At 70.7% G+C, this 13,457-nt stretch carries 12 protein-coding genes and 1 pseudogene; 5 read left to right on the forward strand and 8 right to left on the reverse strand.

All coding sequences use genetic code 11. The features are described 5' to 3' along the window. Positions 1–208: pseudogene (locus VXC91_RS35890) on the forward strand (IMP dehydrogenase); the annotation flags it as partial. Position 209: 1 nt separating this feature from the next. Here VXC91_RS35890 and VXC91_RS35895 read toward each other — a convergent pair. From VXC91_RS35895 to VXC91_RS35910, 4 genes are all read right to left on the reverse strand, one after another. Beyond that, positions 210–1,217, reverse strand: a complete 1,008-nt coding sequence (locus VXC91_RS35895) for a CopD family protein (protein WP_329511551.1) — start codon at positions 1,215–1,217, stop codon at positions 210–212. A 159-nt stretch (positions 1,218–1,376) separates the two neighbouring features. Then, positions 1,377–2,783 carry a CoA transferase gene (locus VXC91_RS35900; RefSeq protein WP_329511541.1) on the reverse strand — a complete coding sequence of 469 codons (1,407 nt, stop codon included), beginning with the start codon at positions 2,781–2,783 and terminating at the stop codon, positions 1,377–1,379. 92 nt (positions 2,784–2,875) lie between these two features. Further along, positions 2,876–4,396: a S8 family serine peptidase gene (locus tag VXC91_RS35905; protein ID WP_329511542.1), complete on the reverse strand. Its 1,521-nt coding sequence runs from the start codon at positions 4,394–4,396 to the stop codon at positions 2,876–2,878. A 71-nt stretch (positions 4,397–4,467) separates the two neighbouring features. Continuing rightward, the gene (locus VXC91_RS35910) at positions 4,468–5,994 is read right to left on the reverse strand and encodes a S8 family serine peptidase (RefSeq protein ID WP_329511543.1); all 1,527 of its coding nucleotides are present in this window, start codon (positions 5,992–5,994) and stop codon (positions 4,468–4,470) included. Positions 5,995–6,294: 300 nt separating this feature from the next. Between VXC91_RS35910 and VXC91_RS35915 the strand changes: the two genes are divergently transcribed. The 3 genes from VXC91_RS35915 (at position 6,295) to moaA (ending at position 9,404) form a co-directional block, all read left to right on the forward strand. Then, on the forward strand, positions 6,295–6,651 hold the full coding sequence (locus tag VXC91_RS35915; RefSeq protein WP_329511544.1) for a DUF485 domain-containing protein: 357 nt from the start codon (positions 6,295–6,297) through the stop codon (positions 6,649–6,651). Continuing rightward, a complete protein-coding gene (locus VXC91_RS35920; protein WP_329511545.1) occupies positions 6,648–8,267 on the forward strand; it encodes a solute symporter family protein in 1,620 nt (539 codons plus the stop codon). The genes VXC91_RS35915 and VXC91_RS35920 overlap by 4 nt, the downstream gene beginning before the upstream one ends. A gap of 147 nt (positions 8,268–8,414) precedes the next feature. After that, a complete protein-coding gene (moaA, locus tag VXC91_RS35925; protein WP_329511546.1) occupies positions 8,415–9,404 on the forward strand; it encodes a GTP 3',8-cyclase MoaA in 990 nt (329 codons plus the stop codon). 1 nt (position 9,405) lies between these two features. On the opposite strand, the gene VXC91_RS35930 is transcribed toward moaA, so the two are convergent. After that, positions 9,406–9,642 carry a hypothetical protein gene (locus VXC91_RS35930; RefSeq protein WP_329511552.1) on the reverse strand — a complete coding sequence of 79 codons (237 nt, stop codon included), beginning with the start codon at positions 9,640–9,642 and terminating at the stop codon, positions 9,406–9,408. A gap of 217 nt (positions 9,643–9,859) precedes the next feature. Further along, positions 9,860–10,291, reverse strand: coding sequence for a DUF3099 domain-containing protein (locus VXC91_RS35935; protein ID WP_329511547.1), 432 nt, complete (start codon positions 10,289–10,291; stop codon positions 9,860–9,862). A 241-nt stretch (positions 10,292–10,532) separates the two neighbouring features. On the opposite strand from VXC91_RS35935, the gene VXC91_RS35940 reads away from it, so the two are divergent. Continuing rightward, complete coding sequence (locus tag VXC91_RS35940) at positions 10,533–10,814, forward strand: GlsB/YeaQ/YmgE family stress response membrane protein (protein WP_329511548.1); 282 nt, start codon at positions 10,533–10,535, stop codon at positions 10,812–10,814. 65 nt (positions 10,815–10,879) lie between these two features. On the opposite strand, the gene tyrS is transcribed toward VXC91_RS35940, so the two are convergent. Next, positions 10,880–12,148, reverse strand: a complete 1,269-nt coding sequence (tyrS, locus tag VXC91_RS35945) for a tyrosine--tRNA ligase (RefSeq protein WP_329511549.1) — start codon at positions 12,146–12,148, stop codon at positions 10,880–10,882. 57 nt (positions 12,149–12,205) lie between these two features. Beyond that, a partial coding sequence (locus tag VXC91_RS35950) for a TldD/PmbA family protein (RefSeq protein ID WP_329511550.1) occupies positions 12,206–13,457 on the reverse strand: 1,252 nt, incomplete at its 5' end.

Genomic DNA, 13,457 nt, shown 5'->3' on the forward strand with positions numbered 1-13,457 from the left:
GCCGTGCGCGTGCCCTTCGCCGACGGCACCCTGGTCCGGCTGCCGAAGGAGGCCCTCTCCGACGACCGCCTGCTGTCGGCGCTGCTGACGCTCTCCGACGTCCTGGGCACCGGTCACCACGCCGCCGTCGGCGCGGGGGTCCGCCCGGGCGTCACCGTCGCCGTGGTCGGTGACGGGGCCGTCGGACTGTGCGCCGTCCCAACAGCTGATCACGACCAGCGGATCGGCGTCGGCAGCGCCGTCAGCAGCCCCGACACGGCGACGACCAGGCCCAGCACCACCACCTCGGCGCGGGCGGGAGCACAGGCGCCGAGCGGGTCGGCGGCGCGCCGCAGCCGCATCCGCGCGGCCACCGCGAGCACGGCGACGACGGCCACGAGCAGCAGCTTGGCGAGCAGGGCGCGGCCGTAGGCCGTCGTGGTCAGCTGGTCGAGGATCGTGTGCGGGGGCATACGGCGCAGCGAGCTCCACAGCCCCGTGGCGGTGATCAGGGCCAGCAGCACGGCCGCCCCGCGCGCGTACAGTCCCAACAGGGCGCTGCCCGCCTCCGGGGACGTGTGCCAGTGCCGCAGCGTGCGCAGGGCGTGCAGCAGACCGCCCGCCCACAGGCAGGCGCAGACGAGGTGCACGAGTGTCAGACCTGAGCCGATCAGGGGGGCGTGCTCCGTCGCGGGGTGGGCGCGCAGCGCCTCGGCCACGAACACCGCGGCCAGCGGCCACACCTGACGCGACGGCCGGCGCGCGAGAGCACACAGTCCGGCCACGAGGAACGCGTTGGCCTCCAGTAGGGCCAGCGCGCCGTCCCGGCTGCGGTAGAGCCCGCCCAGGTCGATCTCGGCGAGCCGGTGCGGGACCAGATTGCCGGTGGCCACGACCGAGGCGAGTCCCAGCGCGGCGACGAACCCCGCGCCCGCCGCGCAGGCAGCCCGACTGCGTGGGAGGTCCGCGAGCGGTGCGCCCGGAATTCTGCGGGCGAGCCGGGCCACGAAGAGCTCCCCGGCGGGTATGCACAGCGCCGCGAACAGCACGGCGCGCATCAGGCCTATGCCCCCGACCCCGGGTGCGGCCGCCTCACCCGTGCCGTTCAGGGCGGCCGAGGTGCCGAGAGAAGGGATCAGAGCGGCCGCCGTCACGAGGGCGAGCACGGCGACGGCCCTGCGGGCCGATGGGCCGCGAAGGGACGGGGCGACCGCGATGGGCACGGGAGCCGCGCCCATCGCATCGCCGTCCGTCTCGGCTGTGGATCCTCTCGAACTCACCTCCCGATCTTCGCCAGTCAGCACAGAAGGGGGCAACCACGCGAAAACAACTGGGAGAGTGGCGTTCCGCCCCCGGGTGTACATCAAGCCGCGGGCCGACCGTGTCGGGCAGGCGGCTCAGTCCCCGTCAGGGGCCGGCACCCACCGGGCCGGATCGTCGCCCCACCGCCCGGGCGGTCGCGTCCAGTTCGTCGGCCCGCCCGCGAACCGGGTAGGCGGCAGGGCGTGGCGCAGCCGGCCGAGCACGCTGCCGGTCTCGGCCGTCCAGGGGTCCGGGCCCTCGTACGACGTCGGCGCGTGCCCGGTCCTCCGCGTGGTCCCGTCCGTCAGCCAGGCCGCCGTCCGCGCCAGCGCCAGCCGTACGACCCGGCTCCCGCCCTCCTGCGTCTGCTCGGTGAGCGACCTCAGCACCGCCGCGGCCAGCAAATACCCCGTGCCGTGGTCGAGGGCCTGGGCGGGCAGCGCCCCGGGCCGCTCGGCCGATCCCTCGGTCACCGCGATCCCGGTGGCGACCTGGACCAGGCTGTCGAAGCCTCGCCGCCTGCCCCACGGCCCGTACGCGCCCCAGGCGGACAACTGCGCCACCACAAGACCGGGCCGCCGCTCGGCCAGTTCCTCGGGGGCGAGCCCCCATCGGTCCAGCGCGCCCGGCCGATATCCCGTGACGACGACGTCCGCCGTCGCCAGCAGCTCCTCGAGGGTCTGTCGGTCCGCCGGCGCCGTCAGGTCGAGCGTGGCGGACCGTTTCCCGAAGTCCATGTCGGCGTGCTGGTCGGGGAGTTCGGGCAGGCGCGGGCTGTCGATCCGCAGCACGTCCGCGCCGAGCAACGCCAGGGTGCGGGTGGCGACCGGGCCCGCGATGACCCGGGTGAGGTCGAGGACGCGGATGCCCGCCGCGGGCAGCAGTGGGCCGCCCGTGGGCGGTACGAGAGGTATGAGGGGTCGTACGGGCGCCTCGTCGAGCCGTTCACGGCCCACCAACGGGTGCGCGGCGACCGCGCGCCCCTGCTCATGGGCCGCCCACTCCTCGGGTGTGCGCAGCGCGACCGCGAGCCCCCCGGCCGCGTACACGCTCTCCTCGACCTCGACGGCCGGCCGCTCGGCGAGCGCGTCGGCCACCGTCTCCACCGGCGTGTCCGCCGCCAGTCCGAGGGCGCCGAGCAGCCGTTCCCCGTGATGCGGATAGTTCGCGTGCGTGCGGACCCAGCCGTCCGCCGTAGGCCAGAAACGCGACACCGGTGCGAAGTTGACCGGCTCCCGGCCGTCGACCCGCAGATGCCGCTCGCTGTGGAGGGCGGTGGCCACGGCCCCGTCGTCCACCCGGACCTCCGGCACCGCGGGCAGCCCGGCGCGCCGTGCGCCCCACTCGGCGGCGGCCAGCGCACACGCCCCGACACAGGCCCGCGCCACCTCCCGTACGGGCAGACGCGAGGGCAGCGCCCCCTCCCGTACGACGGTCGAGATCCTCGGCAGCAGCGCGGGATCCCCGCCCAACGCCGCCCACGCCACGTTCATATCGGTCATGGCGGCACTGTGCAGCGTGTACGGAATCAACATGGCGTGGGGGCCCGGAACCTGCCGGGCCCCCCGCACGTGTGCGCCCTATGCGGGCACGGTCACTTCGTCACGGCCTTCAGCGCGTCCACGGTGCCCCACCCGTAGAACGCGTTGCGGTTCGTCGAGCCCTTGCACACCGCGTCGATCTTGCCGTCCGAGTCGATGTCGTACGGATCCGTGCACGGTGTCGCGTCGGCCTCGGCGTACAGCAGGGCCTTCACCAGACCGGCAGGGGCGTGCGGATGCGTCGACTTGATGAGGGCCGCCACACCCACGACATGCGGGGTGGCCATCGACGTGCCCGCCATGTAGCCCCACTTGCCGCCGGGCAGCGGGCCGAGGATCAGACCGCTGGTGGCCGGTGGGGCGGGAGTCTGGTAGGCGGTGGAGTCGCCACCGGGCGCGGCGACGTCGATGACGCCGAGGCCGTAGTTGGAGAACGACGACTTGATGCCCTTCGCCCCCGTCGCGGCGACGGTGACCACGCCCGGCAGCTGGGTCGGGATGTCGAAGCACTGGTGCGGGTCGATCACCCGATCGCTCGGCGTGGCGTCGTTCGGGGAGACCGGGTCGGTGATGGAGTCCGCGTCCAGGTCGTAGTTCTCGTTGCCCGCGGCCGCGACGTTGACCGTGCCCTTGCGCTCCGCGTACTGCGAGGCGCGGGTGATGGCGTCGAGGAGCGCTTTCTGGTCCGGGTCGCCGGAGCAGTTGAAGTACCAGGGGTCGGTGTAATAGCTGTTGTTGGTGACGTCGACGTGGTGCTCGGCCGCCCAGACGAAGCCGCAGACCACGGCCTCGGTGTAGAAGTAGCCCGCCGTCGTGGCCACCTTGATGCCGGCGACCTTCACTCCGGGCGCGACACCGGTGATGCCGACGCCGTTCTTGGCGCCCGCGATCTCACCCGCGACATGCGTGCCGTGCGGGCTCTCCGCCGCGCTCGGCCGCCAGGCACCGTCGGTCGTGTCCGGCTTCCCGGCCACGCAGTTGACGGAGGCACTGCGGTCGAAGTTGGGCGCGATGTCCGGGTGGGTGTCGTCCACACCCGTGTCGATGACGGCCACGGTGACGTCGCGGCTGCCGAGGGTCTTCTCGTGCGCCTTGTCCGCGTTGATAGCGGGCAGGTCCCATTGCAGCGGCTCCAGCGGGTCCTGTCCGCCGGCCGCCTGGGCGCTCGCCACCTCCTCGGAGGTGAGCACCTTCGGCGTTCCCACGTCGGTGGTCGACTGCGCGGGAAGGGGCGCGTTGCGCGTGGCACCCGCCGACTGCACCCCGGGCACCCTGCGCAGGGTCTTGGCGAAGTCGGGGTTGGCGGAGTGGACGACGATCACGCCGATCCGGTCGTACGCGATCACGATCGTGCCGCCCGCGTCGGCTATCGCCCGCTTCACGCGCGCGGAGACGCCGTGTCCGGGGCTGACGTTGACGACGTAGCTGAGCGAGACGGCGTCCGCCGTCGTGGCCTTGGAGGTGGTCTCCGCGGCGGACGCGGTCATGTTCGGCAGGAAGGCGAAGGCGGTCGCCATCGCCATTCCCAGGGGAAGGGCGACGAGGCGGCGGGAGCGCTTGCGAGGCGCTGTCATGGAGTCTCCAGTTCGTTCGCTGTGCAGCCTGGTGCGAGTCGTGCCGAGGTGCAGGGGATGTGGTGGACGGGCTACTCGACCGCACGCAGCGCGTTGACGACGCCGAAGCCGTAGAAACCGTTCACGCGCTTGCCGCCCACACACGTCGCGTCCACGACCCCGTCGCCATCGCCGTCGTAGGGGCTGGTCGGGCACCCCGGGTTGTCCGCCTGCGCCTTGAGCAGCGCCTGGAGCTGGGCCGGAGTCGCCCACGGGTGCGTGGACTTCAGCAGCGCGGCCACGCCCGCGACATGCGGCGACGCCATCGACGTGCCCTGGAGGAAGCCGTACTGGTTGCCTGGCAGCGTGGAGAGGATGCGGCCGTTCTTCGACGGTGTGTCCGGGATCTGGAACTTGTCGCCGCCCGGCGCCGCGACGTCGATCACGCCGTCGCCGTAGCTGGAGTAGTACGACTTGGCCTTGGTGACGCCGGTCGCGCTGACGGTCACGACGCCCGGCAGCTGTGTCGGTACGTCGAAGCACGTGTGCGGGTCGACCGTGCGGGTCACCGTGGTCGAGTCGTCGGGGCTGGAGGCGTCGACGAGGGAGTGGGAGTCGAGGTCGTCGTTGGAGTTGCCCGCCGAGGCGACGTTGAGGGTGCCTTTGCGCTGGGCGTACAGCTGGGCCCGGTCGACCGCGTCGACGATGGCCCGCTGGTCGGGATCGTCCATGCAGTTGTACAGCCACGGGTCCACGTAGTAGCTGTTGTTCGTGACCGCGACGCCGTGGTCCGCGGCGAACACGAACGCGCAGACGACGCTTTCGGGGTAGAACAGCTCGCTGACAGGGTCGGCCACCTTGATGGCGGAGACCTTGACGTTCGGGGCGACGCCGGCGACGCCGATGCCGTTGCGCGCGGCCGCGATCTCACCGGCGACGTGCGTGCCGTGGTAGTGATCGGGCTTCGCTGGGCGCCAGGCGCCGAACGAGGTGTCCGCCTTGCCTCCGACGCAGTTCGCGGACTGCGACGCGGAGAAGTTCGGGGCGAGGTCCGGGTGGGTGTCGTCGACGCCGGTGTCTATGACGGCCACCGTGACGTGGCGGCTGCCCGGGTCGATCTGCGCGGCCTTGTCGGCGCCTATCGCGCGCAGATCCCACTGGTCGGCCTCGAGGGGCTCGCTCTCGCCCGCGGCGGCCGAGGCGTCGCCGATCTTCGCCGCCTGATCCTTCGTCAGGTACTGTACGGCGCCCTCATCCGTCGTGCCCGCGGCCGTCAGCGGCGCGGTCCGGGTCGCGCCCGCGGACTGCACCCCGCGCACGGAGCGGAGGACCTTGGCGAAGTCCGGGTTCGAGGAGTGGACGACGATCACACCGATCTTGTCGTACGTCACCACGACCGTGCCGCCGGCGCCGGCGATGGCCCGCTGTACCGCGGAGATCGTGTGACGGTCCGTCCTGGTGTTGACGACGTAGGCGAGTTCGGGGCCTGCTGCGGCCCTTGCGGTGGTGGTGAGCGGGGCGGCCGACGCGGCACCCGGCAGGAAGCCCAGTGAGGCGGTGAGCGACAGTACGACCGGTACGGCCAGGGCGAGCCGGCGTCTGGAACGCAGATGAGCCATGGGGTCTCCACATCATCCGGAACGTGAACAAGCCGGAACACGGGTGGTGACCGGCAGGTGCATGACGGGTGGTGCAGAGCGAAGCTATCTGCCGTCGCGGCTCGTCAGCAATGACTTCCGGCAACCAGGCACGGAAGAAGTAAAGGGAGTTGAACCGGTCCACCCCTGGGGCCGTGAGCCTGTGCAGGGAACTCGAGGACGATCGAGGCCCCCTGCCGGATCACGAGACGGAGCGCTACGGTCGCCCCCGGTCATGTGATCCATGTCACTGTGATCGCACCAGTAACGCGAGGAGACTCCGTGGCCACAGACGCACCACCTCCCTCGAGGACCGGAGGCAGCCTGCCTTCCGCCGAGGAGTTCAGGGCGGTCCAGGAGGGCGCCGAATTCAGCGAACTGCGCCGTTCGCACCGTTCGTTCGCCTTCCCGCTGACCGTGGCGTTCACCGCCTGGTACCTGGTCTATGTCCTGCTGTCCAACTACGCGGGCGACTTCATGGGCACCAAGCTCTTCGGCAACGTCAACGTCGCCCTGGTGCTCGGCCTCGCCCAGTTCCTCACCACGTTCCTGATCGCGTGGTGGTACTCGAGGCACGCCGCCGCCAAGCTCGACCCCAAGGCCGAGGCCATCAAGTCCCGGATGGAGCACGACGCATGAGCCCCGCACTCGTCATGGCCGCCGGTGAGGCGAGCGAGCACCGGCCGCTGATCATCACCCTGTTCGCGGTGTTCGTCGCCGCGACCCTCGTCATCACCGTGTGGGCGGGCCGCCAGACCAGGAACGCCGTCGATTTCTACGCGGGCGGCCGCCAGTTCACCGCATTCCAGAACGGCCTGGCCGTCTCCGGCGACTACATGTCGGCGGCGTCCTTCCTCGGCATCGCGGGCGCGATCGCCCTCGCCGGCTACGACGGCTTCCTGTACTCCATCGGCTTCCTGGTCGCCTGGCTGGTGGCCCTGCTCCTGGTCGCCGAGCCGCTGCGCAACTCCGGCCGCTACACCATGGGCGACGTGCTGGCCTATCGCATGCGGCAGCGCCCGGTCCGCACCGCGGCCGGTACCTCCACGATCGTCGTGTCGATCTTCTACCTGCTCGCCCAGATGGCGGGCGCGGGCGTCCTGGTCTCGCTGCTGCTCGGCATCACCAGTGACGGCGGCAAGATCGGCATCGTCGCGCTCGTCGGCGTTCTGATGATCGTGTATGTCACCATCGGCGGTATGAAGGGCACCACCTGGGTGCAGATGGTCAAGGCGGTCCTGCTCATCGTGGGCGCCCTGCTGCTGACCTTCCTGGTGCTGCTGAAGTTCAACTTCAACCTCTCGGACCTGCTCGGCAAGGCCGCCAGCAACAGCGGCAAGGGCGCGGCATTCCTGGAGCCCGGTCTGAAGTACGGCACCACGGGCACGACCAAGCTGGACTTCATCTCCCTGGGCATCGCCCTGGTCCTCGGCACCGCCGGCCTGCCGCACATCCTGATCCGCTTCTACACCGTTCCCACCGCCAAGGCCGCCCGGAAGTCGGTGAACTGGGCGATCGGCCTCATCGGCGCCTTCTACCTGATGACGCTCGCCCTCGGCTTCGGAGCCGCCGCGCTGATCAAGCCGGACGAGATCATCGCCTCCAACAAGGCGGGCAACACGGCCGCGCCCCTGCTCGCCCTGCACCTGGGCGGGGTCGACTCCAACTGGGGTGCGATCCTGCTGGCCAGCATCTCCGCGGTCGCCTTCGCCACGATCCTCGCGGTGGTCGCGGGGTTGACCCTGGCCTCGTCCTCGTCGTTCGCGCACGACATCTACGCGAATGTCATCAAGAAGGGGCAGGCCGACGAGAAGCAGGAGGTGAACGCGGCGCGCTGGGCGACGGTCGGCATCGGCGCCGTGTCCATCGTCCTGGGTGCCCTGGCCCGCGATCTGAACGTGGCGGGGCTGGTCGCCCTCGCCTTCGCGGTCGCCGCCTCCGCCAATCTTCCGACCATCCTCTACAGCCTGTTCTGGAAGCGCTTCACCACCAGCGGCGCGCTGTGGTCGATCTACGGCGGACTGATCACCGCCGTCGGCCTGGTGCTCTTCTCGCCGGTGGTCTCCGGCAAGGAGACGTCGATGTTCCCGGACGTCGACTTCCATTGGTTCCCGCTGGAGAACCCCGGCATCATCTCCATCCCGGTCGGCTTCCTGCTGGGCATCGTCGGCACGTTCCTGTCGAAGGAGGAGCCGGATGCGGGCAAGTACGCGGAGTTGGAGGTCCGCTCCCTGACCGGCACCGGCGCGCACTGACCGGACCGTACCGACGGCCGCGTCGTAGGGATCTACGACGCGGCCGCGTCATACCTGGTGGAATCCGGCCGCTGCTGATGTCAGCGGGGTCACGTAGGCTCGCATGTGACGCACAATGTGTGATCCACGACGAGGGAGGGGGCCCACGTGCTCATCGACACCTATGGTCGGATTGCCACCGACCTGAGGGTCTCGCTGACCGACCGGTGCAATCTGCGGTGCACGTACTGCATGCCCGAGGAGGGCCTGCAGTGGCTGGCCAAGCCGGACCTGCTCAGTGACGACGAGATCGTGCGCCTGATCGACATCGCGGTCACCTCCCTCGGTATCGAGGAGGTCCGCTTCACGGGCGGCGAGCCGCTGCTGCGCCCCGGTCTGGTCGGCATCGTGGAGCGGGTCGCCGCGCTGACCCCCCGCCCCCGGATGTCCCTCACCACGAACGGCATCGGCCTGAAGCGCACGGCCACGGCCCTGAAGGAGGCGGGCCTGGACCGGGTGAACGTCTCGCTGGACACCCTGCGCCCCGATGTCTTCAAGGCCCTCACGCGCCGAGACCGGCTCAAGGACGTCATCGAGGGACTGACGGCCGCCCGCGAGGCGGGCCTGGCCCCCGTCAAGGTCAACACCGTCCTGATGCCCGGGCTGAACGACGACGAGGCCCCGGACCTGCTGGCCTGGGCGGTCGAGCACAGCTATGAGCTGCGCTTCATCGAGCAGATGCCTCTGGACGCCCAGCACGGCTGGAAGCGTGAGGGCATGGTCACCGCGGCGGACATCCTGGCTTCGCTCCGCACCCGCTTCGCATTGGCCCCCGAGGGCGCCGGGGAGCGCGGCTCCGCCCCGGCCGAGCGCTGGATCGTCGACGGCGGCCCGCACCGCGTCGGCGTGATCGCCTCGGTCACGCGCCCGTTCTGCGCGGCCTGCGACCGTACGCGGCTCACGGCCGACGGTCAGATACGGACCTGCCTGTTCGCCACCGAGGAGACCGACCTGCGCGGAGCTCTGCGCTCCGGGGCCCCCGACGAGGAGATCGCCCGCATATGGCGGCTGGCGATGTGGGGCAAGAAGGCCGGTTCGGGGCTGGACGACCCGTCATTCTTGCAGCCGGAACGGCCGATGTCGGCGATCGGAGGCTGACTCAGCCCGCGTGCGAGCCGGTGCCGTGCGACTCCCAGTCCTCGAGCCTCACCACGTCCTTCAGGAACCCTCGGACGCCGAGGAACTTCGACAGGTGCTCGCGGTGCTTCTCGCACGCGAGCCATGTCTTGCGGCGCTCGGGCGTGTGCAGCTTCGGGTTGTTCCAGGCCAGCACCCATACGGCATCCGCACGGCAGCCCTTGGCGGAACACATGGGCGAATCGGGGGCAGGTCCCATCACATCCATGACCCTAGCGTGCCCGGCAAAGGCGACGCCGAGCAGCCACGGGGGGAGCTGCCCGGCGTCGGTCCGTCGCTCCGACGGGGGATGCGGAGCGCGTAGGAAGTATGTCACGGCTCACCCGCCGCCCGGCACCGGAACAACATGATTGATCTGAGCTTTTCCTGAGCTTGGCGCGGGGTCCGATTCCGCCCCGGGGACGCCCCCTTGCGGGTCAGGCTCGCTCGTGCGGCTCGCTTCGGACACCCGCCGTGGACTCGGCCGTGACGTCTTCCGGGAAGGGGTCCGTGGCGCCTCGCTCACGACCGGAATCCTCCGGGTGCGCGGCGCCCCCGTCCTGCGGTGGGGCGATCATAGGACGCATGGGCGAGCTGACGAACGTCGACGGGAGCGACGGCGCGTTCTCCCGTCCGGCGTTGGCGATGACGACGGCGATGTAGGGGAGAACGGCGCCCAGGATGAGCGCGACGACGGCGACCGGCCTGGAGACGTTCCACAGGGTGGCCGCGAGGATGACCGAGACCGTGCGCACGCTCATCGAGATGACGTAACGGCGCTGCCGGCCGCGCACGTCCTCTGCGAGACCCTGCCGGGCACCGGTGATCCGGAACACCTCGGCGTGACCGACGTTGTTCAGCTTCCGCATATGCCACCACCCGCCTGCCCCGGGCTCTCCCCGGCCCGTACCTGGTCCGTCCCCGGTCAGCGGCCGAGTCCGAACACTGACCACGTTACGCCGCGCCTGCGTCGTCTTCGAGACCGGGGCACCTCCCGGGCGGGTGAAGGTGCTGCGCACTACCGCGTACGGATGTACCCGACATGCGCTGTATGGCGGACGGTCCGAAACTGGGCGTACTGCTCACGTCGCGCCGTACGAGGAGGCAGCCATGGGCTGGTTGTGGGCGATCATCGTCGGATTCGTGCTGGGCCTGCTGGCCAAGCTCATCCTGCCGGGCAAACAACACAGCCCGCTGTGGCTGACCACCCTCATGGGCCTCATCGGCGGCATCGTCGGCAATGCGATCGCCCGGGCCATCGGTATCGCGGAGACCCGGGGCATCGACTGGGGCCGCCACGGCCTCCAGCTCGCCGCCGCGGTCGTCCTCGTCTTCCTGGGCGAGATGGCGTACACCTCGATGAAGGGCAGCAGACACAGAGAGCGGGCATGACGGTGCGGGGAAGGGGGCGGCCCCCGGCGGGACCGACCCCTTCCCCGCGCGTACGGGGGCGCGGATCAGGCGCTGACGACCTCGACCGCGGCCAGGTTCTTCTTCCCTCGGCGCAGGACAAGCCAGCGGCCGTGCAGCAGGTCCTCCGTGGCGGGGACAGCGTCCTCGGCGGCCACCTTGACGTTGTTCACGTACGCGCCGCCCTCCTTCACCGTGCGCCGAGCGGCCGACTTGCTGGCCACCAGCCCGACCTCGGCGAACAGGTCCACCACCGGCGCGAGCTCGGTGATTCGGACGTGCGGCAGCTCGGACAGGGCCGCGGCCAGCGTCCTGCCGTCGAGCTCGGCCAACTCGCCCTGGCCGAAAAGGGCCTTGGACGCGGCGATGACGGCGGCCGTCTGGTCGGCACCGTGCACCAGCGTCGTCAGTTCCTCGGCCAGCGCGCGCTGTGCGGCACGGGCCTGGGGGCGCTCCAGCGTCTGCTGCTCCAGTGCCTCCAGCTCCTCGCGGGACTTGAACGACAGGATCCGCATGTAGTTGGAGATGTCCCGGTCATCCACGTTCAGCCAGAACTGGTAGAACGCGTACGGCGTCGTCATCTCCGGGTCGAGCCAGACGGCGCCGCCCTCGGTCTTGCCGAACTTGGTGCCGTCCGCCTTGGTCATCAGCGGGGTGGCCAGCGCGTGTACCTCGGCGTGCGGCTCCAGCTTGTGGATCAGGTCGAGCCCGGCCGTGAGGTTGCCCCACTGGTCACTGCCACCCTGCTGAAGCGTGCAGCCGTGCCTCCGGTAGAGCTGCAGGAAGTCCATGCCCTGGAGGATCTGGTAGCTGAACTCGGTGTAGCTGATGCCCTCGGCCGACTCCAGGCGCCGGGAGACGGAGTCCTTCGTCAGCATCTTGTTGACGCGGAAGTGCTTGCCGATGTCCCGGAGGAACTCGATGGCGGACAGGCCCTCGGTCCAGTCGAGGTTGTTGACCATCACGGCCGCGTTCGCACCGTCGAAGGAGAGGAACGGCTCGATCTGCCGGCGCAGCTTCTCCACCCAGCCGGCCACCGTCTCCGGATCGTTCAGCGTGCGTTCCGCGGTCGGGCGCGGGTCGCCGATCAGGCCCGTCGCGCCGCCCACCAGCGCCAGCGGCCGGTGCCCGGCCAACTGGAGCCGGCGCACGGTGAGCACCTGCACCAGGTGCCCGATGTGGAGGGACGGCGCGGTCGGGTCGAAGCCGCAATAGAACGTGACGGGACCGTCCGCGAACGCCTTGCGCAATGCGTCCTCGTCCGTGGAGAGGGCGATGAGCCCGCGCCACTTCAGTTCGTCGACGATGTCCGTCACGGTTCTCGTGTCTCCTTGGATGATCCTCGGGCCGTCGGGTGACAGCCGAATACGAGGTTATACGCCCTGGCTGATCGAACTCATGTTGAAATCGGGCACCCGCACCGGGGGCATCGCGGCACGGGTGAACCAGTCGCTCCATTCGCGCGGCAGGGTCTTCTCCGTGCGCCCGGCCTCCGTCGCCCTGCCCAGCAGGTCGACCGGGGACTCGTTGAAGCGGAAGTTGTTGACCTCGCCGGTGACCTCGCCGTTCTCCACGAGGTAGACGCCGTCCCGGGTCAGGCCGGTGAGCAGCAGTGTCGCCGGATCGACCTCGCGGATGTACCACAGGCAGGTCAGCAGCAGCCCGCGCTCGGTGTTCGCGACCATCTCCTCCAGGGACCGGTCGGAGCCTCCGTCCAGGATCAGGTTCCCGATCGACGGCGTGACCGGGAGCCCGGTCAGGCCCGCACTGTGCCGGGTGGCCGTCAGATGCTTCAGCTCGCCGCCGCCGATCCACTCGGTGGCCTTGAGCGGCAGTCCGTTGTCGAACACCGACGCGTCGTCGCCCGAGGTGCGCGCGACCACGAAGGGCGCCGTCTCCAGGCCGGGCTCGTTCGGATCGCTGCGCAGCGTCAGCGGCAGCTCGGAGAGCGTCTCGCCGACACGTGTGCCGCCGCCCGGCCTGCTGAACACCGTGCGCCCCTCGGCCGCGTCGCGGGCCGCCGCCGACCACATCTGGTAGATCAGCAGGTCGGCGACCGCGGTCGGTGGCAGCAGCGTCTCGTACCGGCCCGCGGGCAGCTCGATCCTTCGCTCCGCCCACGCCAGCCGACGGGCCAGCTCCGCGTCCATCGCCTCCGGGTCGACGTCCTTGAAATCCCGGGTCGAGCGTCCGGCCCAGGCCGAGCGCGTACGGTCCGGCGACTTGGCGTTGAGCTCCAGGGTGCCGTTGGGCTGGTCATGGCGCAGCCGCAGCCCCGTCGAGGTACCGAGGTAGGTGGAGACGAGCTCGTGGTTGGCGAAGCCGTACAGCTCACGGGCGCCCGCACGCGCACGTGCGAACGACTCGCCGAGCGCCGGCGCGAAGTGGGTGAAGACAGCGGACGAGGTCTCGGCCGGCGCGTCCGTGAAGTCCGGGGACTCGGGTACCCCCGTCACCAGCGGCTGTGCGTCCTCGGCCGGTCCGGCGCCGCGCGCGGCGGACTCCGCGGCCCGTACCAGCGACTCCAGCTCGTCGGCGGTGACGGCGGAACGGGAGACGACTCCGGACGCCGTGCCGTCCTTGCCGTCGACGGTCGCGACGACGGTGAGGGTGCGCCCGCGCGTC

It is taken from the genome of Streptomyces chiangmaiensis (assembly GCF_036281785.1).
Lineage (GTDB): Bacteria > Actinomycetota > Actinomycetes > Streptomycetales > Streptomycetaceae > Streptomyces > Streptomyces chiangmaiensis.

Coding starts and splice junctions, on each gene's coding strand:
- VXC91_RS35935 (WP_329511547.1), bottom strand. CDS start 10,291: ATGCGGAAGCTGAACAACGTCGGTCACGCCGAGGTGTTCCGGATCACC.
- VXC91_RS35930 (WP_329511552.1), bottom strand. CDS start 9,642: ATGGGACCTGCCCCCGATTCGCCCATGTGTTCCGCCAAGGGCTGCCGT.
- VXC91_RS35940 (WP_329511548.1), top strand. CDS start 10,533: ATGGGCTGGTTGTGGGCGATCATCGTCGGATTCGTGCTGGGCCTGCTG.
- VXC91_RS35905 (WP_329511542.1), bottom strand. CDS start 4,396: ATGACAGCGCCTCGCAAGCGCTCCCGCCGCCTCGTCGCCCTTCCCCTG.
- VXC91_RS35920 (WP_329511545.1), top strand. CDS start 6,648: ATGAGCCCCGCACTCGTCATGGCCGCCGGTGAGGCGAGCGAGCACCGG.
- VXC91_RS35900 (WP_329511541.1), bottom strand. CDS start 2,783: ATGACCGATATGAACGTGGCGTGGGCGGCGTTGGGCGGGGATCCCGCG.
- VXC91_RS35910 (WP_329511543.1), bottom strand. CDS start 5,994: ATGGCTCATCTGCGTTCCAGACGCCGGCTCGCCCTGGCCGTACCGGTC.
- VXC91_RS35895 (WP_329511551.1), bottom strand. CDS start 1,217: ATGGGCGCGGCTCCCGTGCCCATCGCGGTCGCCCCGTCCCTTCGCGGC.